Raw genomic sequence first — 23,075 nt, forward strand, 5'->3', positions numbered from 1 at the left:
CAGATTCACCATTACTAAAAGTAGGTAGGCATTATGAATGAAAACAGAATGCTGGGGTTAGCTTATATCTCCCCCTATATAATAGGGTTGATAGTTTTTACCGCTTTCCCCTTTCTTTCATCGTTTGTACTCAGTTTTACTGAGTATGATTTAATGAGTCCGCCCACATTCACCGGTCTGGAAAATTACCACCGGATGTTTATGGAGGACGATCTTTTCTGGAAATCCATGGGAGTCACCTTTGCTTATGTGTTCCTGACCATCCCGTTAAAACTGATTTTCGCACTGCTGATCGCGTTCGTGCTGAATTTCAAGTTACGTGGAATCGGTTTTTTCCGTACCGCCTACTACGTGCCGTCGATTCTTGGCAGTAGCGTAGCTATCGCCGTACTGTGGCGCGCCCTGTTCGCTATCGACGGGTTGCTGAACAGTTTTATCGGCGTTTTCGGGCTCGACCCGGTCAACTGGCTGGGCGAACCGTCACTGGCGTTGATGTCGGTAACCCTGCTGCGCGTCTGGCAGTTTGGTTCCGCGATGGTGATCTTCCTGGCTGCGCTGCAAAACGTACCGCAATCCCAGTATGAAGCCGCGATGATCGACGGTGCCTCGAAATGGCAGATGTTCATGAAAGTGACCGTGCCGCTGATTACACCGGTTATCTTCTTCAACTTCATCATGCAGACGACGCAGGCGTTCCAGGAGTTTACCGCGCCCTACGTCATTACCGGTGGTGGACCAACCCACTACACCTATCTGTTCTCGCTCTATATCTATGATACGGCCTTCAAGTATTTCGATATGGGGTACGGCGCAGCTCTGGCATGGGTGCTGTTCCTGGTGGTAGCCGTCTTCGCCGCTATCTCCTTCAAATCGTCTAAATACTGGGTGTTCTATTCCGCCGATAAAGGAGGAAAAAATGGCTGATATTCATTCCCCACTGTCTGCGCAGGCTATTGCAGCGGCAGAAGTTCGCCGTACGCTGCGCCGTGAAAAAATCAGCGCGGGCATCCGTTACACCATTCTGTTGGCTGTCGGCATTCTGATGCTCTACCCGCTGGCGTGGATGTTCTCGGCGTCGTTCAAACCGAACCATGAGATCTTCACCACCCTCAGTCTGTGGCCTGCACATGCGACCTGGGATGGCTTTATCAACGGCTGGAAAACCGGCACCGAATACAACTTCGGTCACTACATGATCAATACCTTCAAGTATGTGATTCCGAAGGTGGCGTTGACGGTGATCTCCTCCACCATCGTGGCTTACGGCTTCGCCCGGTTTGAGATTCCGTGGAAGAACTTCTGGTTCGCCACCCTGATCGCCACCATGCTGCTGCCGAGCACCGTGCTGTTGATTCCTCAGTACATCATGTTCCGCGAAATGGGCATGCTGAACAGCTACCTGCCGCTGTATGTGCCGGTTGCGTTCGCGACGCAAGGGTTCTTCGTGTTCATGCTGATCCAGTTCCTGCGCGGCGTACCGCGCGATATGGAAGAAGCGGCGCAAATCGATGGCTGCAACTCCTGGCAGGTGTTGTGGTACGTAGTCGTGCCGATTCTGAAACCGGCCATTATTTCGGTCGCCCTGTTCCAGTTCATGTGGTCAATGAACGACTTTATCGGCCCGCTGATTTACGTTTACAGCGTGGACAAATACCCGATTGCGTTGGCTCTGAAAATGTCTATCGACGTTACGGAAGGCGCACCGTGGAACGAAATTCTGGCAATGGCGAGCATCTCCATTCTGCCGTCTATCATCATCTTCTTCATGGCTCAGCGCTACTTCGTTCAGGGCGTTACCAGCAGCGGAATTAAAGGTTAATTGAGGATTTATCATGGCTGAAGTCATTTTCAACAAACTGGAAAAAGTCTACTCCAACGGTTTCAAAGCAGTTCACGGTATCAACCTGACGATCAAAGACGGTGAATTCATGGTGATCGTAGGGCCGTCCGGCTGTGCGAAATCCACTACCCTGCGCATGCTGGCCGGTCTGGAAACCATCAGCGGCGGCGAAGTTCGCATCGGCGACAAGATCGTCAACAACCTGGCGCCGAAGGATCGCGGCATTGCGATGGTGTTCCAGAACTATGCGCTCTATCCGCACATGACGGTTCGCGAAAACCTGGCCTTCGGCCTGAAACTGAGCAAGATGCCGAAAGACAAGATCGAAGCGCAGGTTAACGAAGCGGCCAAGATTCTGGAACTGGAAGAGCTGATGGATCGCCTGCCGCGCCAGCTGTCCGGCGGTCAGGCCCAGCGTGTGGCGGTAGGTCGCGCCATCGTGAAAAAACCGGATGTGTTCCTGTTCGACGAACCGCTTTCCAACCTGGACGCCAAACTGCGCGCCTCAATGCGTATCCGTATTTCGGATCTGCATAAGCAGCTGAAAAAGAGCGGTCACCCGGCCACCAGCGTCTACGTTACCCACGACCAGACCGAAGCCATGACCATGGGCGATCGTATCTGCGTCATGAAGCTCGGCCACATCATGCAGGTGGATACGCCGGATAATCTCTATCACTTCCCGAAAAACATGTTCGTCGCCGGTTTTATCGGCGCACCGGAAATGAACATCAAACCGGGCAAGCTGCTGGAAGAAAACGGCCAGATCACGCTGCAGGTAGGCCAGTACACCATGGGCCTTAACCAAACCAAGCAGGATAAAGTTCGTGATTACATCGGCAAGGACATCTGCTTCGGTGTTCGCCCGGAATACGTCACGGTATCGGAAGCGCCTTTCGACGGCGGTCACTTCCAGGGCGAACTGGTGCGCGCCGAAAACATGGGCCACGAATTCTTTATGTACATCAAGGTCGATGGTTTTGAACTGACCAGCCGCATGCCTTCAGACGAAGCCCGGCTGATTATCAATAACAGAATGAATAGTAAGGTGTATTTCAAGTTTGATATGGATAAATGCCATATCTTTGATGCAAAAACAGAACAAAATATCTCTCTTTAAAGGAGTATAACCGATGAAAAAAGTAATCCTACGCACATTGATTGCCTCTTCTCTGGCGCTGATGGCACATCAGTCTTTCGCCGCTGACCAGGTTGACCTGCGCATGTCATGGTGGGGCGGCAACGGACGCCACCAGGTCACGCTGAAAGCCATCGAGGAATTCCAGAAACAGTACCCGAACATCAAAGTGAAGGCGGAATACACGGGTTGGGACGGGCACCTGTCCCGTTTGACCACCCAGATCGCCGGCAACACCGAACCGGACGTGATGCAGACCAACTGGAACTGGCTGCCCATTTTCTCCCGCACCGGTGACGGCTTCTACGACCTGAACAAGGTGAAAGACGTGCTGGATCTGTCGCAGTTTGAAGCCAAAGAACTGCAGGCCACCACGGTAGACGGCAAACTGAACGGGATTCCGATCTCCGTGACGGCGCGCGTGTTCTATTACAACACCGAAACCTGGAAGAAATCCGGTTTGACCGCCCCGAAAAACTGGGATGAGCTGCTGAACGCCGGTAAAGTGTTCAAGGAAAAACTGGGCGACCAGTCCTACCCGCTGGTTCTGGAACATCAGGACTCGCTGGCGCTGCTGAATTCCTACATGGTGCAGAAATACAACATTCCGGCGGTAGACGAGAAGAACAAGAAATTCTCTTATACCGACGCGCAATGGGTGGAATTCTTCCAGATGTACAAAAAAATGGTCGATGCCCACGTCATGCCGTCTGCGAAATATTACGCATCGTTCGGCAAGAGCAACATGTATGAAATGAAACCGTGGATTACCGGTGACTGGGGCGGCATATACATGTGGAACTCCACCATCAACAAGTACTCCGACAACCTGCAGCCGCCGGCCAAACTGGAACTGGGCGCCTACCCGATGTTGGCGGGCGCCAAGGAAGCGGGTCTGTTCTTCAAACCGGCCCAGATGTTGTCCATCGGCAAATCCACCAAGCACCCGAAAGAAGCGGCCATGCTGATCAACTACCTGTTGAACAACAAGGAAGGCATTCAGGCGCTGGGGCTGGAGCGTGGCGTGCCGTTGAGCAAAGCGGCTGTCGCCCAGTTGCGTGCCGATGGCGTCATCAAGGACAGCGACCCGTCGGTAGCCGGCCTGAATCTGGCCTTGTCTTTGCCGCATGAAACCAAGACATCGCCTTATTTCGATGATCCGCAGATTGTCGCCCTGTTTGGCGATGCTATTCAATATATCGATTACGATCAGAAATCCGTGGAAGAAACGGCCAAATACTTCCAGCGTCAGGCCGATCGTATTCTGAAACGCGCCATGAAAGAATAATCTTTAATTGGCTGTCTGTTTTAAGCCCCGTGCTCTCCGCCGGGGCTTTTTTATTAAAAATGAAACAAAATGAATCATCCTGTCGATCATCGTCACAATTTGAAATCATTTTGAATTTATTGTGGTTCTAAAAGATCGAGATCACAAAACGATATTAAATAATCCATAAAATAGAACTTGTTCCATAAGAACACATCGACTTTATTTTTTTATTCTTTTCTTTATCTGTATATCTATAGGGAAAATACAATGAAGATTAAATTATTAACTTTGGCTGTTGCATCTCTGGTTAGCGTCAACGCTCTGGCTGTATCTATCGACTATCGTCATGAAATGCAGGATACCGCTAAAGCCGATCATAAAGATCGCCTGTTAATTTCTCACCGCTTTGCTAACGGTTTCGGATTATCTTCCGAAGTAAAATGGACACAATCCTCCAAGGATAATACGCCTAATAAGCCGTATAATGAGCAGGTGAGCAATGGTACAGAGGTCGTTGCCAGTTATGTATACAAATTCAACAACACTTTCTCTATCGAACCAGGTTTCTCTTTAGAATCAGGATCATCTAGCAACAACTACCGTCCATACCTCCGGGGTCGCGCTAATGTAACCGACGATCTGTCTGTTGCTCTGCGCTACCGTCCTTATTTCAAACGTAATAGCGGTAGTATTGGTAGCGCTTCAAGTACTACCGATAAAGGTTATACGCTGACCGGTAATATCGATTATACCTTCCTGAAGGATTACACCATCGGTTACGAGCTTGAGTACAAAAAAGGTACCTCTGGCGAGACTATTCTGGCCGACAATGATAATTACGATATTACCCATAACGTGAAATTGTCCTATAAATGGGACAAAAACTGGAAGCCGTATGTTGAAGTCGGCAACGTATCGGAAAGTAAAACAACCGATAACCGCCAGACTCGTTATCGCGTAGGCGTGCAGTACAGCTTCTGATAGCTGCCCGTGGCGCCGGAATATCGGCGCCAAAAATGGATAATAAATAACATCTCAATAGGTTGTTATTTATCATCCCGGCTAATCACCTGACGGGAATTAGCCAAACCATCAATTCGTCTTTTAAATTTCTGCGTCTATTTCCCTCCGAGGGAAATAATACCATTCGCCAATTTGGGTAAACATTTTGCTCTCTTCGATGAAATGTTTACCTGTTTTTTTATCCCCACCAGCGTCATACTAATTTCTATTAATCAAATAGGTAAACTGTCATGTCACTACGAAGGGTAATTGCAGGAACGCTTATGATGTCTGTCAGTGGACTCAGTCTCGCCGACACCATCTTCCCGGTATGGCCGCAGGGTGAAGCGCCTGGTGCGGCAACATCGTCAGTACAACAGCAGGTCGTTGAACGCAGTAAAGACCCTACCTTGCCAGACCGGGCCGTGACCGGTATCCGCAGCCCGGAAATCACGGTTTATGCACCGGAAAAGCCGAATGGCACAGCGTTGTTGATTACCCCCGGCGGCTCCTATCAGCGCGTGGTGCTGGACAAAGAAGGCAGCGATTTGGCGCCCTTTTTCACCCGGCAGGGTTACACCCTGTTCGTCATGACATACCGTATGCCGGGCGATGGTCATCAGGAAGGCGCGGATGCGCCACTGGCCGATGCCCAGCGCGCTATCCGCACGTTGCGGGCCCATGCCGCGCAATGGCACATTGACCCGCAACGCATTGGCATCATGGGCTTCTCTGCCGGCGGGCATGTCGCCGCCAGCCTGGGCACCCGCTTTGCGCAAACCGTTTACCCGGCGCAGGATGAGATCGACCATCTGAGCGCCCGCCCGGACTTTATGGTGCTGATGTACCCGGTCATCTCCATGCAGGAGGACATTGCGCACGCTGGCTCCCGTAAAGCGCTGATCGGCTCTCACCCCAGCGACGCGCAAGTCCAGCGCTACTCCGCGGAGAAACAGGTCAGCGCGAAAACTCCGCCGACATTTTTGGTCCACGCCATTGACGATCCTTCCGTATCGGTAGACAACAGTCTGGTGATGCTGGCGGCGCTACGCGCGCACCAGATTCCGGCAGAAATCCATCTGTTTGAACAGGGAAAACATGGGTTTGGTATCCGCGGCACGGTCGGATTGCCGGCCGCTATCTGGCCGCAACTGCTGGATAATTGGCTAACATCGCTGCCGTCAAAGAAAAATACGGCGAATCAACCGGATAAAACATAACTAGTTACACCGTCACACCTTCCGCCGTCTATCACAATCTCCTATACTGTATAAAATGACAGTTTTTGAGATGTTTCATGACCGCGGAAGGCCACCTCCTGTTTGCCGTAGCCAGCGCAATCTTCGCCAAAAAAGCAGAATTATCGCCCGTTCTGGCAGCCGGCGACTGGTGGCACATTATTCCCGCCGCCATGCTGACGGCGCTGCTGCCCGACATCGATCACCCGAAATCCATTCTGGGCCAGCGCCTGAAATGGATTTCGGTGCCGATCGCCAGGCTATGCGGTCACCGCGGTTTTACGCACAGCCTGCTGGCGATTCTGGCCGGCGTTTATGTTATCCGCACCCGGCTACCCGCAGACTGGCCGTTGCCGGGTGATGTTTACCACGCCATGATCGTAGGGTATTTGAGCCATATCGTCGCCGATATGCTGACTACTGCGGGCGTACCGTTGTTATGGCCTTGTCGCTGGCGCTTTCGTTTTCCCATCCTCAACAGCGACAAAGGAAATCAGCTGGAGCGATTACTGTGCGTAGGACTGATTCTGTTTATGCTATGGCAACCGCAACAACCGCTGGAATCCTGGCATTACGGCGAACCGGCGCGATGGCTGCAACAGTTCAGCCAGCAACTCCGTCAGTTGCTGACGCTCTAATCTGGCGCGTTATTCCATTCTTATCACCCCATGTTAGTTATCTCTATAACCGCGATATAAAAGACCTGCTATGCTACTGCGCTGGCTACGTTTCTCTGACCGTAGCCATTTTGAACATTAAAAAAGGAGTAGTGGGATGAATTTTCCGCTGATAATAAATGTGGTGGTTTTTGCTGTGTTGCTCTTCGCACTAGGGTATGGCGGTAATAAAAACTGGAGTCTGTCCAAAAAGGTGCTGCTGGGTCTGATCACCGGCGTCTTGTTTGGGTTGGTGTTGCATCTGATCTATGGCGACGACAATCCGGTCGTAAAGCAATCCATCGCCTGGTTTAACATCGTCGGCAACGGCTACGTACAATTACTGCAGATGATTGTGATGCCGCTGGTATTCGTTTCAATTCTCAACTCGGTTGCCCGGTTGCATAACGCCTCATCGCTGGGGAAAATCAGCCTGTTGGCGCTGGGCACGTTACTGTTGACCACCTTGATTGCCGCACTGATCGGTATCTTCGTCACCAACCTGTTTGGCCTTACCGCCACAGGACTGGTACAAGGCGCGCAGGAAAGCGCTCGTCTGTCTACGATCCAGAATAGCTATGCCGGCAAAGTCGCGGACCTGAGCGTCCCGCAGTTGCTGCTGTCGTTTATCCCCAAAAACCCGTTTGCCGACCTGACCGGCGCCAACCCGACCTCGATTATCAGCGTGGTGATTTTCGCTGCGTTTCTCGGCGTCGCCGCGCTGCACCTGCTGAAAGACGATGCGGTAAAAGGCGAACGCGTGCTGACGGCCATTGATACGCTGCAATCCTGGGTGATGAAGCTGGTCCGCCTGGTGATGCGTCTCACGCCTTATGGCGTTATGGCGCTGATGACCAAAATGGTCGCCAGTTCTAACCTGCAGGACATCCTCAAGCTGGGCGGCTTTGTCGTGGCGTCCTATCTCGGACTGGGACTGATGTTTGGCGTACATGCCGTGCTGCTGGCGCTGACAGGCGTGAACCCGGCTCGTTTCTACCGTAAGGTTTGGCCGGTACTGAGCTTCGCCTTCACCAGCCGCTCCAGCGCAGCCACCATTCCGCTGAATATTGAGGCTCAGACGCGCCGTATCGGCGTACCGGAATCTATCGCCAGCTTTGCCGCTTCCTTTGGTACTACCATCGGCCAGAACGGCTGTGCCGGGCTTTATCCGGCCATGCTGGCGGTCATGGTCGCGCCGACGGTAGGCATCAACCCGTGGGATCCGATGTGGATTGCCACTCTGGCAGGCATCGTGACGCTCAGCTCGGCAGGCGTGGCCGGTGTCGGCGGCGGCGCGACTTTCGCCGCGCTGATTGTCCTGCCCGCTATGGGCCTGCCGGTGACGCTGGTTGCCCTGCTGATTTCCATTGAACCGTTGATCGACATGGGGCGTACCGCGCTGAACGTCAGCGGCTCGATGACAGCAGGCACCATTACCAGCCAGTTGCTGAAGCAAACCGATAAAACCGTGTTCAATCAGGACGACGACGCCGCATTGACGCAGCGTTAGTTCTTTCTGTCATGGCATAAAAAATGCCGGAGCGGTTTCCCCCTCCGGCATTTTTTTACGCTCCGATCAGAGTTTCGGATTGGTGTCATATTCCTGACAACTCTGGAATCCTTTGTTCAACACATGGCCGGTTTCATCAAAGCTGACGAAGTAGTACTGAATCTTGCCGTCACGTGTGCCAAGTACATAGGTATTACAGGTGCCGCGGGCGTGAATCATCGTGGCCTCCGTCGATGCGGGACCGGCAATCCGGTTCACTTCCTGGCGGCTCATGCCTTTTTTCACATCCTTCACTACCGGTTTGGTGAGGAAATTTTCCGCACGATCATAAGCGACACAGCCAGAAAGCATCAGCGCACTTGCCGCGATACACATGAGTAAACGATTTTTCTTCATGGCATGACCTCATTGGCTATCGGTGTTGCTAAGACTAGATAGCAACCGCGGCTTTTTCAAATCGGCCGCGTTTTTTCAACAGGCTGATAGTTGGCGAAAAAGCCCCCGGTTCGATGTAAAACCTCCGGCTTTCTCTTGTTCTTTTGTTCCGCCGGAATTAACGTTACCCTTTGGTGATGTGAATAATTATTCTGGCACATCAATAGGTTCAGGAGGGGGCGACATGTCATTACAGCAGGAAATCATTCAGGCGCTCGGGGTGAAAAGCACCATCGATCCGGCGCAGGAAGTTCGGGTGAGCGTTGATTTTTTAAAGAATTATCTGAAGGCGCATCCGTTCGCCAAAAGCCTGGTACTGGGGCTCAGCGGCGGACAGGACTCGACGCTCACCGGTAAATTATGTCAGACGGCTATCACCGAGTTGCGCGAAGAAACCGGCAAAACCGATTATCAGTTCATCGCGGTACGCTTACCGTATGGCGTGCAGGCCGATGAGCAGGACTGTCAGGACGCCATCCAATTTATCCAGCCGGACCGGGTGCTGACCGTTAATATCAAACCGGCGGTGGACGCCAGCGAAGCGACGTTGCGCGCCATCGGCATCGAGCTGTCTGATTTCGTCAAAGGTAACGAAAAGGCGCGCGAACGCATGAAAGCCCAGTACAGTATTGCGGGCATGAACGCCGGTCTGGTCGTCGGAACCGATCACGCGGCGGAAGCGGTCACCGGCTTTTTCACCAAATACGGCGATGGCGGCACCGACATCAACCCGATTTTCCGCCTCAACAAGCGCCAGGGCAAAGCGCTGCTCAAACTGCTGGGCTGCCCGTCACACCTTTATACCAAGGCGCCGACGGCCGATCTGGAGGACGACCGCCCATCCCTGCCGGATGAAGTAGCGCTGGGCGTAACCTACGAGAAAATCGACGACTATCTGGAAGGCAAGCAACTTGACCCAATAGATACCGCGATTATCGAAACCTGGTATCGCAGAACCGAGCACAAGCGCCGTCCTCCTGTTACCGTGTTTGATGATTTCTGGCGTTGATGACTGCACGGCGTTAGACCCGGAACATTCATCCCAGAGCCAAAACATTCATGCGGATACCGCCTGGTATCCGCCTTTTATGCCATGCCATAACGATAACCCTTTGATGATAGCCATAACCCCTTATCGCGCCACGCTGGCCGGCCTGTTGGCGATTATGCTCTGGAGCACCTCTGTTGGCCTGATTCGCAGCCTGACCGAGGCGCTGGGCGCGTTAGGCGGCGCTGCCATGATCTATACCACCAGCGCCCTCTTCCTGCTGTTATTCGGGCATCGTCCCACATTTCGTTCCCACTCCAAAATCTACCTGCTGCTCGGCGGCGCGCTGTTTGTCAGCTACGAAATCTGTTTCTCGCTGTCGATTGGGCTGGCGCAAAATCGGATGCAGGCGATGGAATTGGGAATGATCAATTACCTATGGCCCTGCCTGACGATTCTGTTTTCGCTGTTTATCAATCAACAGAAAAGCCGGTTTTGGCTGTGGCCGGGTCTGGCCTTGTCGGTAACGGGGATCCTGTGGATTCTGAAGGGCGATGGCGACTGGTCGCCCGCGCTGATGTGGCGGAATATCAGCGCCAATCCGCTGGCCTATGGCATGGCGCTGATCGCGGCGCTGGTCTGGGCGTTGTACTGTAACGTTTCACGCCGCTTCGGCAACGGAAAAAGCGGCATCCTGCTGTTTTTCATCACCGTTTCCGTCGTCCTGTGGGGGAAGTATTTGCTCAGCGACGCGCCCGGTTTTTCCTTCCCGGCGCAAACCCTGCTGGAACTGTTGTTCATCGGCGGCTCCACCGCGCTGGCCTATGCCGCCTGGGATGTCGGTATTCAACGTGGCAACATGGCGCTACTGGCAACCGCGTCTTACTTTACGCCGATACTCACGACGCTGATGGCGGCATTGTGGCTGCAAACCGTACCTACCTTCACTTTCTGGCAAGGCGTCATCATGGTGACGCTGGGATCGCTGCTTTCGTGGCTGGCCACGCGCTCAACCGGTTAATCTGCCTCAGAACACGGTTCCCGTGTTAAATTGCATGTATTATACAATTTAACACAACCACGAGAGCGCCACGATGTCCTCTTCTTCCGGCAAACGTATCCAGCGTGAAATCCAAACGATTCAGGCGATGCTCACGCTGTATGAACGCGCGTTCCCTGCTCCGGCGGATGACGCGGACTACTATGCCAAACTGCGCGATTACGCGCTGAACCGGCTGCAAAAATGCTATTACGGTGAAAACAAACCCGCCTGTAAACAGTGCCCAATCCACTGCTACCAGCCGGCAAAACGGGAAGCCATCAAAGTGGTTATGCGCTGGGCGGGACCGAGAATGCTGTTGTATCACCCGATACTGGCTATCCGTCACCTGTTGGATGACCGTAAACCTGCGCCTGCTGCGCCGCAACGTCCGCGCACAGGGGAAAGACCTGAATCGCCCGCCTCACTTTCAGACGATTCTGCAAAAGAAAAAGGCCGCTAATGCGGCCTTTTTGTCAAATCAAGACACTTTTTGCCAAATCAAGACACTTTGGGTGAAGCATTTTCCACCCTGCTCTTCAATTTCTGCCCTGGACGGAACGTGACGACCCGACGCGCCGTAATCGGAATATCTTCGCCGGTTTTTGGGTTACGTCCCGGGCGCTGGTTCTTGTCCCGCAAATCAAAGTTGCCAAACCCCGACAACTTAACCTGCTCACCATTCTCCAGAGCGCGCCGAACTTCTTCGAAAAACAACTCGACGAGCTCTTTGGCATCCCGTTTGCTGAGCCCAAGCTTTTCAAACAGGTATTCAGACATTTCAGCTTTAGTAAGCGCCATAGGTTAATCCCTCAAGGATGCTTGGAATCGCTGTTTTAGTGCTGCTACGCATTGCGCAACGGTAGCGGCAATTTCCTCTTCTGCCAGTGTACGAGCGGTATCCTGCAATACCAGACTAATAGCCAGACTCTTATACCCTTCCGCTACGCCCTTGCCCCGGTACACGTCAAATAAGTTTACGCCAACTAACTGATTTGCGCCAACTTTCTTGCACTCGGCCAAAACGTCGCCCGCCGGCACGCTTTCAGCCACCACCACAGCAATATCACGGCGATTCGCCGGGAAACGGGAAATGTCCGCCGCCTCAGGCACCACACGCTCGGCAAGCTTGTCCCACAGGACTTCAAACACCACGGTGCGCCCGTTCAGATCCAGCTTGCGTTCCAGCTCCGGGTGAATCACACCGATATAACCGATGCGCTCGCCAGCCAGATAAATGGCCGCAGTCTGTCCCGGATGCAACGCCGGATGGCTTTCGGACCGGAACTCAAGCGCAGACAGTTTCCCGGTCAATGCCAATACGGCTTCCAAATCACCTTTTAAATCATAGAAGTCAACCGCCTGACGCGCCAGATCCCAGTGTTCTTCGTAACGGGTGCCGGTAATCACGCCCGCCAGCATGGTTTCCTGACGCACACCCAAATCGGCGCTCTGATCCGGAACAAAGCGCAGGCCGCTCTCAAACAGGCGCAACCGGCTTTGCTGGCGGTTCTGGTTATACACCACCGCTCCCAGCAGACCGCTCCACAGCGACAGGCGCATCGCGGACATTTCCACCGAAATCGGGCTCGGCAGAATCAGCGCCTCTTCACCGGGGTGAATCAGCGACTGAATTTTGGGATCGACAAAACTGTACGTGATCGCTTCCTGGAAGCCGTGATCGACCAGCAGGGTTTTCACGCGCTTAAGCGCCAGATCCGCCTCGCGATGTTGCGTCATCTTCAACGGCGCCTGAGTAGGAATATTCGGAATGTTGTTGTAGCCGTAAACACGCGCTACTTCTTCCACCAAATCTTCCTCAATCTCCATGTCGAAACGCCAGCTCGGCGCCGCCGCCTGCCAGCCATCGGCAGTTTTGGTTACCTGGCAACCCAGACGATTCAGAATATCGCTGACTTTCTCATCGGAAATCACATGACCGATCAGACGATCCAGCTTGTCGCGACGCAATGTGATAGTGGCGCGTGCCGGCAGGTCTTTCTCGCTGACGACTTCCACCACCGGACCGACCTCACCGCCGCAGATATCCAGCAGCAGACGGGTTGCTCGCTCCATCGCCTGATGTTGCAATGCCGGGTCCACGCCGCGCTCATAGCGGTGCGACGCATCAGTATGCAGGCCGTAACGGCGCGCACGCCCCGTGATCGACAGCGGATTAAAATAAGCGCACTCCAGCAGCACATCCTGCGTGTCGCCATTCACACCGGAATGCTCGCCGCCGAAGATGCCGCCCATAGCCAGCGCTTTCTGATGATCGGCAATCACCAGGGTGTCGGCGCTCAGCGTAGCGTCAGTGCCGTCCAGCAGACGCAGGATTTCCCCTTCTTTCGCCATGCGCACCACGATGCCGCCTTCCAGACGGTTAAGATCGAACGCATGCATCGGCTGCCCCAGTTCCAGCAGCACATAGTTGGTGACATCCACGACCGGATCGATAGAGCGGATACCGCAACGACGCAATTTTTCGCGCATCCACAGCGGCGTGGCGGCCTTAACGTTGATTCCCTTAACCACTCGTCCCAGATAGCGCGGACATGCTTCAGTCGCATCCACCTGAATCGGGAAACGGTCGGCGATGGTCGCACTCACCGGCTCGATAGCCGGCGCAGCCAGCGCCTGCTCATTCAGCACCGCGACATCACGCGCCACGCCCAGAATCCCCAGGCAATCGGCACGGTTCGGGGTCACGCTGATTTCGATGGTATTGTCATCCAGCTTCAGATACTCACGGATGTCGGTGCCCAGCGGCGCGTCAGCCGGCAATTCGATAATGCCGCTGTGATCGTCGGAGATCCCCAGTTCGGAGAAGGAGCACAACATCCCTTCAGACGGTTCGCCGCGCAGCTTGGCCGCCTTGATTTTGAAATCGCCCGGCAGAACGGCGCCCACGGTAGCCACCGCGACTTTGAGGCCCTGACGGCAATTAGGCGCGCCGCAAACGATATCCAGCAAACGATCGCCGCCGACGTTGACTTTCGTCACCCGCAATTTGTCCGCGTTCGGATGCTGTGCGCACTCCACCACTTCCCCAACAACCACGCCGTGGAATGCGCCTGCAACCGGCTCAACGCCGTCCACTTCCAGACCGGCCATGGTGATTTGTTCAGATAAGGCATCGCTGCTGATGGCTGGGTTAACCCATTCCCGTAACCAGAGTTCACTGAATTTCATGTTGATTCCTGCCTTATTTAAACTGTTTGAGGAAGCGTAAATCGTTTTCGAAGAAGGCGCGCAGGTCCGTCACGCCATAACGCAGCATGGTCAGGCGCTCCATCCCCATACCGAAGGCAAAACCGGAGTACACTTCCGGGTCGATGCCGACGTTACGCAACACGTTCGGGTGCACCATGCCGCATCCCAGCACTTCAAGCCATTTGCCGTTCTTGCCCATCACATCCACTTCGGCGGACGGTTCGGTGAACGGGAAATAGGACGGACGAAAACGCACCTGCAAATCTTCCTCAAAGAAATTGCGCAGGAAATCATGCAGCGTTCCCTTCAGGTTGGTGAAGCTGATGTCTTTATCCACGATCAACCCTTCCATCTGATGGAACATCGGAGTGTGGGTCTGATCGTAGTCGTTACGGTAAACACGGCCTGGCGCGATGATGCGAATCGGCGGCTGTTGTTTCTGCATGGTGCGGATCTGCACCCCGGAGGTCTGGGTACGCAGCAGGCGCTTGGCGTCGAACCAGAAGGTATCGTGATCGGCGCGTGCCGGGTGGTGACCCGGAATATTCAGCGCGTCGAAGTTGTGGTAATCGTCTTCAATTTCCGGACCGGACGCCACCGCAAACCCCAGTTCGCCAAAGAAGGTTTCGATGCGATCGATGGTACGGGTGATCGGATGCAGGCCACCGTTTTCAATCGTGCGACCCGGCAGAGAGACGTCAATGGTTTCCGCCGCCAGACGCGCATTCAATTCAGCGCCTTCCAGCGCCTGCTTGCGCGCATTCAGCGCATCCTGCACTTCCTGCTTCGCCTGATTGATAACCGCGCCCGCGGCAGGACGTTCTTCAGCAGGCAGCTCGCGCAGCGAGGTCATCTGAAGGGTTAAGTGACCTTTTTTGCCCAGAAACTCGACGCGCACATTTTCCAGTGCGGCGACGTCTCCAGCCTGTTCTATGGCTGTTCTGGCTTTGGCAACCAGTTCTGCGAGATGTTGCATTGCATTCCTCTTCTTCTGCCTGTATGGCCGACAATCATGATTGGAAAGATACAGTTTTCAGTGCGCCGGACGCTAACACTACCCACGGATTCAGGAATCGGGTCCAATAAAAAAGCCTCCACAGAGGAGGCTTAGGCGCTACTTTTCGTTTCTATTCTTACGCGCAAAGCCCCCGACGTTCAGGCGCTAAAGTAAAAAAAGAAACGGAAAATAGCAGCGTTCATACTTGCGTTACCTTATCGTTGTTTAGCTAATTATTGTCTAACCCGTTGACAATATACCAATTTCACTCTTTCTGAAAGTTTTTCGTCGGCAATTGCGGGGGTTGTCAGCTTCCAACCGGCGTCAAAGACGAAAAGAGGGAGACAAGCTCCCTCTTTCACTGACTTACGCCAGAGCTGATTTCGCTTTTTCAACCAGTGCGCTGAACGCCACTTTGTCGAATACGGCGATGTCAGCCAGAATCTTACGGTCAATTTCAACAGAGGCTTTTTTCAGGCCATTGATGAATTTGCTGTAAGACAAGCCATTCTGGCGGGCTGCTGCATTGATACGTGCAATCCACAGCTGACGGAACTGACGCTTACGCTGACGACGGTCACGGTAAGCGTACTGACCAGCTTTGATTACTGCCTGGAAGGCAACACGATAAACGCGCGAACGGGCACCGTAGTAACCTTTCGCTTGTTTCAGGATCTTCTTGTGACGTGCGCGAGCAACCACACCACGTTTTACGCGAGCCATATGCTCTCTCCTAAAGTCTTATTCTGAATTAAAAAAAGGTTACTTATGCGTAAGGCAGACATGCTGCAACCAGGCCCAGATCTCCTTTGGAGACCATAGCTTTCGGACGCAGATGACGTTTACGTTTAGTCGCTTTTTTGGTCAGAATATGACGCAGGTTAGCATGCTTACGCTTGAAACCACCGCTGGCGGTTTTTTTGAAGCGTTTAGCGGCGCCACGTACAGTTTTAATCTTTGGCATTGTTATTTCCACTTCGCATTGTTAAACAATGAATCAGATAAGGCGAACAAAAACCGCGCCACACGAAGGCAGCGCGGAACGTGTTACTTGAGTGCCTTACTGTTTCTTCTTCGGTGCCAGCACCATAATCATCTGACGCCCTTCGATCTTACTCGGGAACGACTCGACGACAGACAATTCACTCAGGTCGTCACGAATGCGGTTAAGCATTTCGATGCCGATCTGCTGGTGCGCCATTTCACGGCCGCGGAAACGCAGCGTGATTTTAGCTTTGTCACCATCTTCCAGAAAGCGAACCAGGTTGCGTAGTTTGACCTGATAGTCGCCATCATCGGTACCAGGTCGGAATTTGATTTCCTTAACCTGAATAACTTTTTGCTTCTTCTTCTGTTCTTTAGTGGCCTTACTCTTCTCATAGAGGAACTTGCCGTAATCCATGATTCGGCAAACCGGCGGCTCGGCGTTCGGGCTGATTTCAACTAAATCAACTCCTGCTTCCTCAGCTTTCTCTAACGCTTCATTCAGGCTGACAATACCGAGCTGTTCGCCATCAACGCCTGTCAGACGTACCTCTTGTGCGCGAATTTCTCTGTTGATGCGATTAGGACGCGCCGGTTGAACTCGTTTTCCGCCTTTAATACCTTATTCCTCCAACTGATGAAGACTACGGCTGCGAATCTCTTCCTGCAGCTTCGTGATTACTTCACTGACGTCCATGCTTCCCAGGTCCTTGCCGCGGCGGGTACGGACAGCCACTTTGCCTGCCTCCACCTCTTTGTCGCCACAAACAAGCATATAGGGAACACGCCGTAAAGTGTGCTCGCGGATTTTAAAGCCTATCTTCTCATTTCTCAAGTCTGCTTTAACGCGAATTCCCGCATCTTGCAATTTTCTTGTCAATTCGCTGACATAATCAGACTGTGTATCAGTGATATTCATCACCACGACCTGTACCGGCGCCAGCCAGGTTGGGAAGAAGCCCGCGAATTCTTCGGTCAGAATCCCGATAAAGCGCTCCATCGACCCCAGTATCGCACGGTGAATCATCACCGGTACCTGACGTTCGTTGTTTTCGCCGACATAAGATGCGCTCAGACGCCCCGGCAGCGAGAAGTCAAGCTGCACCGTACCGCACTGCCAGGCGCGATCCAGGCAGTCATGCAGGGTGAACTCGATTTTCGGACCGTAAAACGCGCCCTCGCCCGGCTGATAGTCAAACGGAATGCCGTTTTCAGTCAGTGCAGCCGCCAGATCTTCTTCCGCGCGATCCCACATGTCATCGCTGCCGATACGTTTTTCAGGACGCGTTGACAGTTTCACCACGATTTTTTCAAAACCGAAGGTGCTGTACATGTCGTACACCATCTTGATGCAGCTATTTACTTCATCGCGCACCTGTTCTTCGGTACAGAAGATGTGGGCATCATCCTGCGTAAAGCCGCGCACGCGCATCAAGCCATGCAGGGAGCCTGACGGCTCGTTACGATGGCAACTGCCGAATTCCGCCATACGCAGCGGCAGGTCGCGGTAGGATTTCAGACCCTGATTGAAGATCTGCACGTGGCCCGGGCAGTTCATCGGTTTGATGCAGTATTCACGGTTTTCAGACGACGTCGTGAACATGGCCTCTTTGTAGTTTTCCCAATGGCCGGTTTTTTCCCACAGCACACGGTCCATCATGAACGGACCTTTTACTTCCTGATATTGGTACTCTTTGAGCTTCATGCGCACAAAGGCTTCCAGCTCGCGGAAAATCGTCCAGCCATCGTTATGCCAGAACACCATGCCCGGCGCTTCTTCCTGCATGTGATACAGGTCCAGCTGTTTACCGATTTTACGGTGGTCGCGCTTGGCGGCTTCTTCAAGGCGTTGCAGATAAGCGCTCAGCTGTTTCTTGTCTGCCCAGGCGGTGCCATAAATGCGCTGCAGCATTTTATTCTTGCTGTCGCCGCGCCAGTAAGCGCCGGACGTTTTCTGCAGTTTGAAATGATGGCAGAAACGCATGTTCGGTACGTGCGGCCCACGGCACATATCGATATATTCTTCGTGGTGGTATAACCCCGGACGGTCATCATGACTGATGTTTTCATCCAGAATCGCCACTTTGTAGCTTTCGCCACGCGCTACAAATGTATCACGCGCTTCCTGCCAACTGACTTTTTTCTTGATAACGTCGTAATCTTTGCCCGCCAGTTCATGCATCCGCTTTTCAAGCAGGTCCAGATCTTCCTGAGTCAGGGTGCGGTCCAGATCAACGTCATAATAGAAACCGTTGTCGATCACCGGGCCAATCGCCATTTTGGTGTCCGGCCACAGCTGCTTGATGGCATGACCCAGCAAGTGCGCGCAGGAATGGCGAATAATTTCCATCCCCTCTTCATCTTTGGCCGTGATGATGGACAGCTGTACGTCGGACTCAATCAAATCGACGGCGTCAACCAGCTCACCATTGACCCGGCCGGCAACGCAGGCTTTCGCCAGACCCGGGCCGATATCCAGTGCGACATCAAGAGGAGAAACGGCATGGTCATAATGACGCTGACTGCCGTCAGGAAGCGTAATAACAGGCATGTAAATTCCCTTATTTGCAGTGGTGAGCCACACGAAAGCTCACGTGCAAAAGATATTTGCGTTTGATTTAGGTGGTCGGTGGAAAAGGATTTAACCCACAATTGTTAAATCAGTTCCGCCCTGTCGTCAGGTGGCATGGCAATGGTCACGGCGTGACACTTCAACGGGATAACGCGCCAATGCCTTAACCCGACGGCGTAGAGTAGCACCATGCTCCTGGGGATGCCACCCATCCGGTCAAAACAGGCGGCAGAAATACGGATTGACGTCATTGAGATACGGGCAAAGACCCGTCATTACAGCGGGGCCTTGTTGATACCCCCGGCAATATGCCGGAGGGCGGAGAATCAACGCTCCGGAATCATGTCCTTAAACAGCGGATCAATCTCGCTTTCCTTAATTTCCGGTAAGGAAACCGGCTGCTCGGGAGCAGGCTCTACCGCTACCTCCTGTGCCGGCACTGGCGACAGCGATTGCAACAGCGCGATTTGCTGTTTCTGCTGCTCGACAATTTCATGCAACAGCCTGATCTGTTCATTGGCCCGCACACTGGCCCGGTTGATAAAGAACCAGACCAAAATCACCAGTAGCACAATCAGCGCGACAAAAACCACTTCCAGCATGTCTGAAGCAAAACTACTCATGTCTAAAACCTGTTACGTAACCTGACTCAGCCGCGCATTCTAGCACTGTGCCGACAGACAATTCGACAGTCATGCCGAGATTCATTATCTGGAATACCGACTTTCGCCCATAAAAAAGCCTGTCACCGGGACAGGCTGATGGTCAAATTGGCCTCACACCTTTCGGTGTCAGAACGGATAATCGTGATATCCCATTTGATCTGAGATGTTGCGTGCTGCTGTATGCAACATGGCGACATACTCATGTTTATTCTCTTCCGAGAAACGAATAGTCGGGAAAGAGATACTCAGGCCGGCAATTACCACGCCAAAGCGATCAAATACCGGAACCGCGATACAACGCAACCCTTCTTCCTGCTCTTCGTTGTCTTCGCCGTATCCCTGTTGACGCACCAGATCAAGCTGAGGCAACAATTCTTCCGTACTACCGATGGTGCGCACAGTGCTACGCTTGAATTCCACCTGAGACAGAATTTCTTTAACCTCTTCACGGTCGCGCCAGGCCAGCAACACCTTGCCAATCGCCGTGCTGTGCAGCGGATTCCGACGGCCGATGCGGGAATACATGCGCAGGTTGTACATGGAATCGATTTTATGGATGTAGACAATGCTGTCTTCATCCAACGCGCCGAGGTGGATGGTTTCACGCGTTAATGCCGACAATTCACGCATCTGAATATCCGCACTGCGGATCAGATCAACGTTCTGCAGCGCTTTAGCGCCCAGCTCGAACAATTTCAGCGTCAGCGAGTATTTCTCTGATTCACCTTCCTGGGCAACATATCCCAGAGATTTCATCGTCTGCAGGAAACGATAAACAGTACTTTTAGACATCATCACGCGCTGTGAAAGTTCAGTAATGCCAATCTCACGCTCTTCGCCCAACGCCTGCAAAATACCAAAAACCTTTAAGACAGATGACACGGAATCGGGTTGTTTATCTAAATCTGCAATAGCCATTTTTGTGGTTACCCTACTCAGTATTTTTTGTTTTAAAAAAAATAGAACACTTGTTTTAGTATAAAGGGAACGCTTTGAATATGGCAATCAGGCATTACTATAACTGACAGTATGATTAAATATTGTCCATTATAATGGCGCTGCCGGATTAATAATCTTATTGTAAAAGCGAAAAAAACCGCGCCCTTGGCGGGCACGGTTGCAGGTGCTGTTATTGCCAGACCGAATCAGGCACTTTTGCCAGGTATAATGCCGGCTTGCCATCGACATCAGACGTAAACAGAATATGTTTGTCATCCGGTGTGAAGGACGGGTGCGGATGCGTTACCTGACGGTCGCCCTCCAGCACTTCCCACGAGGTGTTGTGTTGCGCGACCTGGAAATGTTTCCCGGTCTTCATATTGAACACATACAAGAACGGATCGTTTTCAATTTTGTAGCCACCGTCATCTTTCACATCCACCGGCGCATTACACCCATCTCCCACCATCAGCGTGCCATCGTAGTTGCTCATCAGGTGAGAACACGGCGGCATTTCAGTCAACTGACGGTTTTCCAGCGTTACCGGATCGACACTGCAAATGAAGCGGTTGGTGCTGCCTTTCAGATAGGAAACATAAGCCAGCGCAGAACCATTCGGCACCCAGAACTCGTGGGTGCAACTTTCACCCGCCGCATGTTCTTTCACCTTACGCATATTGGTGCCGTCTTCATTGATGAACCACATACGCGCATCAACCAGGTCATGCGGGCCTTCATGGCAGAACGCCACCGTATTATCGTCGCCCGGACGATAAATGGGATGACCCAGCCATTGGTTTTCCTGCAGGATGGTGGTGGCTTCGCCGGTTTTCAGATCGATACGAATCAAACGGCAGCATGGGTTGGTAAAGTAGAATTCCTGGAATTTTTTCCAGTCGGTCAGCGGTTTCCAATCCTCTTTCTTAATCTCGATGCCGACCATTTTGGTGCAATCGGAATTGGCAACCCAGGTACCGTAGCCGACCCAATCGTCCGGCACCTGATAAATATTGGTTTCTTCCAGTGTCTTCAGGTCAACGCGCATCAGATTACGAACGTTCTTTACATAATACAGCGCATCATCATCTGGAGACAGGAAACCGCCGAACGTATTGTCGCCGGTGCCTTCGGTCAACTGCGTTGCCTGCTGGGTTTTCAGATCCAGCAAATAGTAGTTCCACGGCCCGTCAAAGGCGCCACCAAACAGCAGCTTGCTGCCATCATTGGAAAAACACTTCTGATAGAAGTAGTTGCGGTGGCAGATAACATCGGGAGGAGTGAGACGCACCACTTCGGTGCCGGTGACTGAATCCTGGTAGGTATGGAACGAAAAAGAAAGCTTTTTACCTTTGGCCATCCGTAAATCCTTAGCACTTATCGTGAAAAATCGACGCAGCCAGGTGAAAGATTACCCGTCATCCCGGCCAATCGCCTTGTTATACCGATATTGTAGAAACAATGTTTCATTTTTCCGTGATCGTGGTTTTATTTTATAAAACATTCTTTCACTTTTCACTGACTGTTTGCGCTGACGCAAGATTATTTTGCCCGATATTGATCCAGATGCGGCAATGAAGAACCTGACCGAACGCCAGAAAAAACAAAGGCCCCGAGGGGCCTTTGCGAATAGAACCAGCGATTATTTGAGGTACTCGCCTGCACGCAGCGCTTCGATACGTTTGTCCAACGGCGGGTGCGACATGAACAGCTCGCTAAGGGACCTGGATTTGCCATTGATGCAGAATGCCATCATGCTACCCGCTTCCTGCGGCTCATAACTGGTTTTCAGTCGCTGCAATGCAGCAATCATCTTCTCACGCCCGACCAGTTTCGCTGAACCGGCATCGGCATGAAACTCACGGTAACGAGAGAACCACATGGTAATGATGCTGGCCAGAATACCGAACACCAGTTCCAACACCATGGAAACCGCCATGTAAACCAACGGGTTGCCGTTGCTGCTCTCTTCGCCGTCGTCACGATTGCCGGAAAGAAAACTGGTAACGATTTGCGCAATGATGCGGGAAATAAAGATCACAAAGGTATTCACCACACCCTGCACCAGCGTCATCGTGACCATGTCGCCGTTAGCGATGTGGCTGATTTCGTGAGCGATAACCGCTTCGGCTTCATCACGGCTCATGTTCTGCAACAGCCCCGTGCTGACCGCAACCAGCGAACTGTCGCGGCGAGCGCCCGTCGCGAACGCATTAATATCAGGCGCATGGTAGATAGCGACCTGCGGCATGGCGATCCCCACCTGCTGAGACTGGGCGCGCACCGTGTCCAGCAGCCAGCGCTCGGTTTCATCACGCGGTTGTTCAATCACCTCACCGCCAACGGAGCGCAACGCCATCCACTTAGACATCAGCAGTGAAATAATCGACCCGCCGAAGCCGAACACGCCGGCCATGATAATCAAGCCCGCCATGCTGTTGTGCTGAACGCCCGTCAGACTAAGCACCAGTCCGAATACCACCATCACCGCCAGGTTGGTGAGCAGGAAAAGCGCAATACGCATCATATGATTCAGATTTCCTCTTTCAGCAAAAGCAACAAAAGTGTTTGCAACAACCACATCGTATGGGT

Annotated in this window: 24 protein-coding genes and 1 other annotated feature; of the genes, 11 read left to right on the plus strand and 13 right to left on the minus strand. The window is 52.7% G+C overall.

The genetic code is table 11. From position 1 onward, the window contains the following. Positions 1–33 precede the first annotated feature (33 nt). The 8 genes from DXXMK7_RS11275 (at position 34) to DXXMK7_RS11310 (ending at position 8,654) form a co-directional block, all read left to right on the plus strand. On the plus strand, positions 34–924 hold the full coding sequence (locus DXXMK7_RS11275) for a carbohydrate ABC transporter permease (protein ID WP_038919172.1): 891 nt from the start codon (positions 34–36) through the stop codon (positions 922–924). Continuing rightward, complete coding sequence (locus DXXMK7_RS11280; RefSeq protein ID WP_038658343.1) at positions 917–1,819, plus strand: carbohydrate ABC transporter permease; 903 nt, start codon at positions 917–919, stop codon at positions 1,817–1,819. The genes DXXMK7_RS11275 and DXXMK7_RS11280 overlap by 8 nt, the downstream gene beginning before the upstream one ends. Positions 1,820–1,832: 13 nt before the next feature. After that, entirely contained in the window at positions 1,833–2,960 is a 1,128-nt protein-coding gene (locus DXXMK7_RS11285) for an ABC transporter ATP-binding protein (protein WP_038658340.1), read from the plus strand. 13 nt (positions 2,961–2,973) lie between these two features. Next, entirely contained in the window at positions 2,974–4,266 is a 1,293-nt protein-coding gene (locus tag DXXMK7_RS11290; RefSeq protein WP_038919173.1) for an ABC transporter substrate-binding protein, read from the plus strand. Between the two features lie 249 nt (positions 4,267–4,515). Further along, complete coding sequence (gene kdgM / locus DXXMK7_RS11295) at positions 4,516–5,229, plus strand: oligogalacturonate-specific porin KdgM (protein ID WP_038658334.1); 714 nt, start codon at positions 4,516–4,518, stop codon at positions 5,227–5,229. Positions 5,230–5,501: 272 nt separating this feature from the next. Then, positions 5,502–6,470, plus strand: a complete 969-nt coding sequence (paeX, locus tag DXXMK7_RS11300) for a pectin acetylesterase PaeX (RefSeq protein ID WP_038919174.1) — start codon at positions 5,502–5,504, stop codon at positions 6,468–6,470. A 77-nt stretch (positions 6,471–6,547) separates the two neighbouring features. Further along, on the plus strand, positions 6,548–7,126 hold the full coding sequence (locus DXXMK7_RS11305; protein ID WP_038658328.1) for a metal-dependent hydrolase: 579 nt from the start codon (positions 6,548–6,550) through the stop codon (positions 7,124–7,126). Between the two features lie 136 nt (positions 7,127–7,262). Beyond that, a complete protein-coding gene (locus tag DXXMK7_RS11310) occupies positions 7,263–8,654 on the plus strand; it encodes an L-cystine transporter (RefSeq protein WP_038919175.1) in 1,392 nt (463 codons plus the stop codon). Positions 8,655–8,720: 66 nt separating this feature from the next. On the opposite strand, the gene osmE is transcribed toward DXXMK7_RS11310, so the two are convergent. Next, positions 8,721–9,050, minus strand: a complete 330-nt coding sequence (osmE, locus tag DXXMK7_RS11315) for an osmotically-inducible lipoprotein OsmE (RefSeq protein ID WP_038658322.1) — start codon at positions 9,048–9,050, stop codon at positions 8,721–8,723. A gap of 223 nt (positions 9,051–9,273) precedes the next feature. Here osmE and nadE point away from each other — a divergent pair, with 223 nt between their 5' ends. From nadE to DXXMK7_RS11330, 3 genes are all read left to right on the plus strand, one after another. Beyond that, positions 9,274–10,098, plus strand: a complete 825-nt coding sequence (nadE, locus tag DXXMK7_RS11320) for an ammonia-dependent NAD(+) synthetase (RefSeq protein WP_038919176.1) — start codon at positions 9,274–9,276, stop codon at positions 10,096–10,098. Between the two features lie 106 nt (positions 10,099–10,204). Then, positions 10,205–11,098: an aromatic amino acid DMT transporter YddG gene (yddG, locus tag DXXMK7_RS11325; RefSeq protein ID WP_082202630.1), complete on the plus strand. Its 894-nt coding sequence runs from the start codon at positions 10,205–10,207 to the stop codon at positions 11,096–11,098. Between the two features lie 73 nt (positions 11,099–11,171). Further along, positions 11,172–11,579 (plus strand): nitrous oxide-stimulated promoter family protein, encoded by a 408-nt coding sequence (locus DXXMK7_RS11330; protein WP_038919178.1) that lies wholly within the window; start codon positions 11,172–11,174, stop codon positions 11,577–11,579. Between the two features lie 38 nt (positions 11,580–11,617). On the opposite strand, the gene ihfA is transcribed toward DXXMK7_RS11330, so the two are convergent. The 12 genes from ihfA to htpX form a co-directional block, all read right to left on the minus strand. Then, positions 11,618–11,917, minus strand: a complete 300-nt coding sequence (gene ihfA / locus DXXMK7_RS11335) for an integration host factor subunit alpha (protein WP_035341598.1) — start codon at positions 11,915–11,917, stop codon at positions 11,618–11,620. Between the two features lie 3 nt (positions 11,918–11,920). Beyond that, entirely contained in the window at positions 11,921–14,308 is a 2,388-nt protein-coding gene (gene pheT, locus DXXMK7_RS11340) for a phenylalanine--tRNA ligase subunit beta (protein WP_038919179.1), read from the minus strand. Positions 14,309–14,321: 13 nt separating this feature from the next. Beyond that, positions 14,322–15,305, minus strand: coding sequence for a phenylalanine--tRNA ligase subunit alpha (gene pheS, locus DXXMK7_RS11345; protein WP_033570774.1), 984 nt, complete (start codon positions 15,303–15,305; stop codon positions 14,322–14,324). 105 nt (positions 15,306–15,410) lie between these two features. Further along, positions 15,411–15,535, minus strand: a sequence feature (Phe leader region). Continuing rightward, positions 15,485–15,529, minus strand: a complete 45-nt coding sequence (gene pheM, locus DXXMK7_RS22650) for a pheST operon leader peptide PheM (protein ID WP_106120997.1) — start codon at positions 15,527–15,529, stop codon at positions 15,485–15,487. Its footprint overlaps the feature before it by 45 nt. Positions 15,536–15,692: 157 nt before the next feature. Next, positions 15,693–16,049 carry a 50S ribosomal protein L20 gene (rplT, locus tag DXXMK7_RS11350; RefSeq protein WP_012769671.1) on the minus strand — a complete coding sequence of 119 codons (357 nt, stop codon included), beginning with the start codon at positions 16,047–16,049 and terminating at the stop codon, positions 15,693–15,695. Between the two features lie 43 nt (positions 16,050–16,092). Continuing rightward, positions 16,093–16,290, minus strand: coding sequence for a 50S ribosomal protein L35 (gene rpmI, locus DXXMK7_RS11355; protein ID WP_012769670.1), 198 nt, complete (start codon positions 16,288–16,290; stop codon positions 16,093–16,095). Between the two features lie 96 nt (positions 16,291–16,386). After that, positions 16,387–16,929: a translation initiation factor IF-3 gene (infC, locus tag DXXMK7_RS21900; protein WP_071605205.1), complete on the minus strand. Its 543-nt coding sequence runs from the start codon at positions 16,927–16,929 to the stop codon at positions 16,387–16,389. A gap of 3 nt (positions 16,930–16,932) precedes the next feature. Then, complete coding sequence (gene thrS, locus DXXMK7_RS11365; RefSeq protein WP_038919180.1) at positions 16,933–18,861, minus strand: threonine--tRNA ligase; 1,929 nt, start codon at positions 18,859–18,861, stop codon at positions 16,933–16,935. A 347-nt stretch (positions 18,862–19,208) separates the two neighbouring features. Further along, entirely contained in the window at positions 19,209–19,505 is a 297-nt protein-coding gene (locus DXXMK7_RS11370; RefSeq protein WP_038919181.1) for a YebO family protein, read from the minus strand. A 168-nt stretch (positions 19,506–19,673) separates the two neighbouring features. Beyond that, complete coding sequence (gene kdgR / locus DXXMK7_RS11375) at positions 19,674–20,465, minus strand: DNA-binding transcriptional regulator KdgR (protein ID WP_038658296.1); 792 nt, start codon at positions 20,463–20,465, stop codon at positions 19,674–19,676. 211 nt (positions 20,466–20,676) lie between these two features. Continuing rightward, positions 20,677–21,843 (minus strand): oligogalacturonate lyase, encoded by a 1,167-nt coding sequence (gene ogl / locus DXXMK7_RS11380; protein WP_038919182.1) that lies wholly within the window; start codon positions 21,841–21,843, stop codon positions 20,677–20,679. Positions 21,844–22,125: 282 nt separating this feature from the next. Beyond that, complete coding sequence (gene htpX / locus DXXMK7_RS11385; RefSeq protein ID WP_038919183.1) at positions 22,126–23,010, minus strand: protease HtpX; 885 nt, start codon at positions 23,008–23,010, stop codon at positions 22,126–22,128. Positions 23,011–23,075 lie beyond the last annotated feature (65 nt).

This window comes from Dickeya sp. MK7 (assembly GCF_000406305.1).
GTDB lineage: Bacteria > Pseudomonadota > Gammaproteobacteria > Enterobacterales > Enterobacteriaceae > Dickeya > Dickeya fangzhongdai.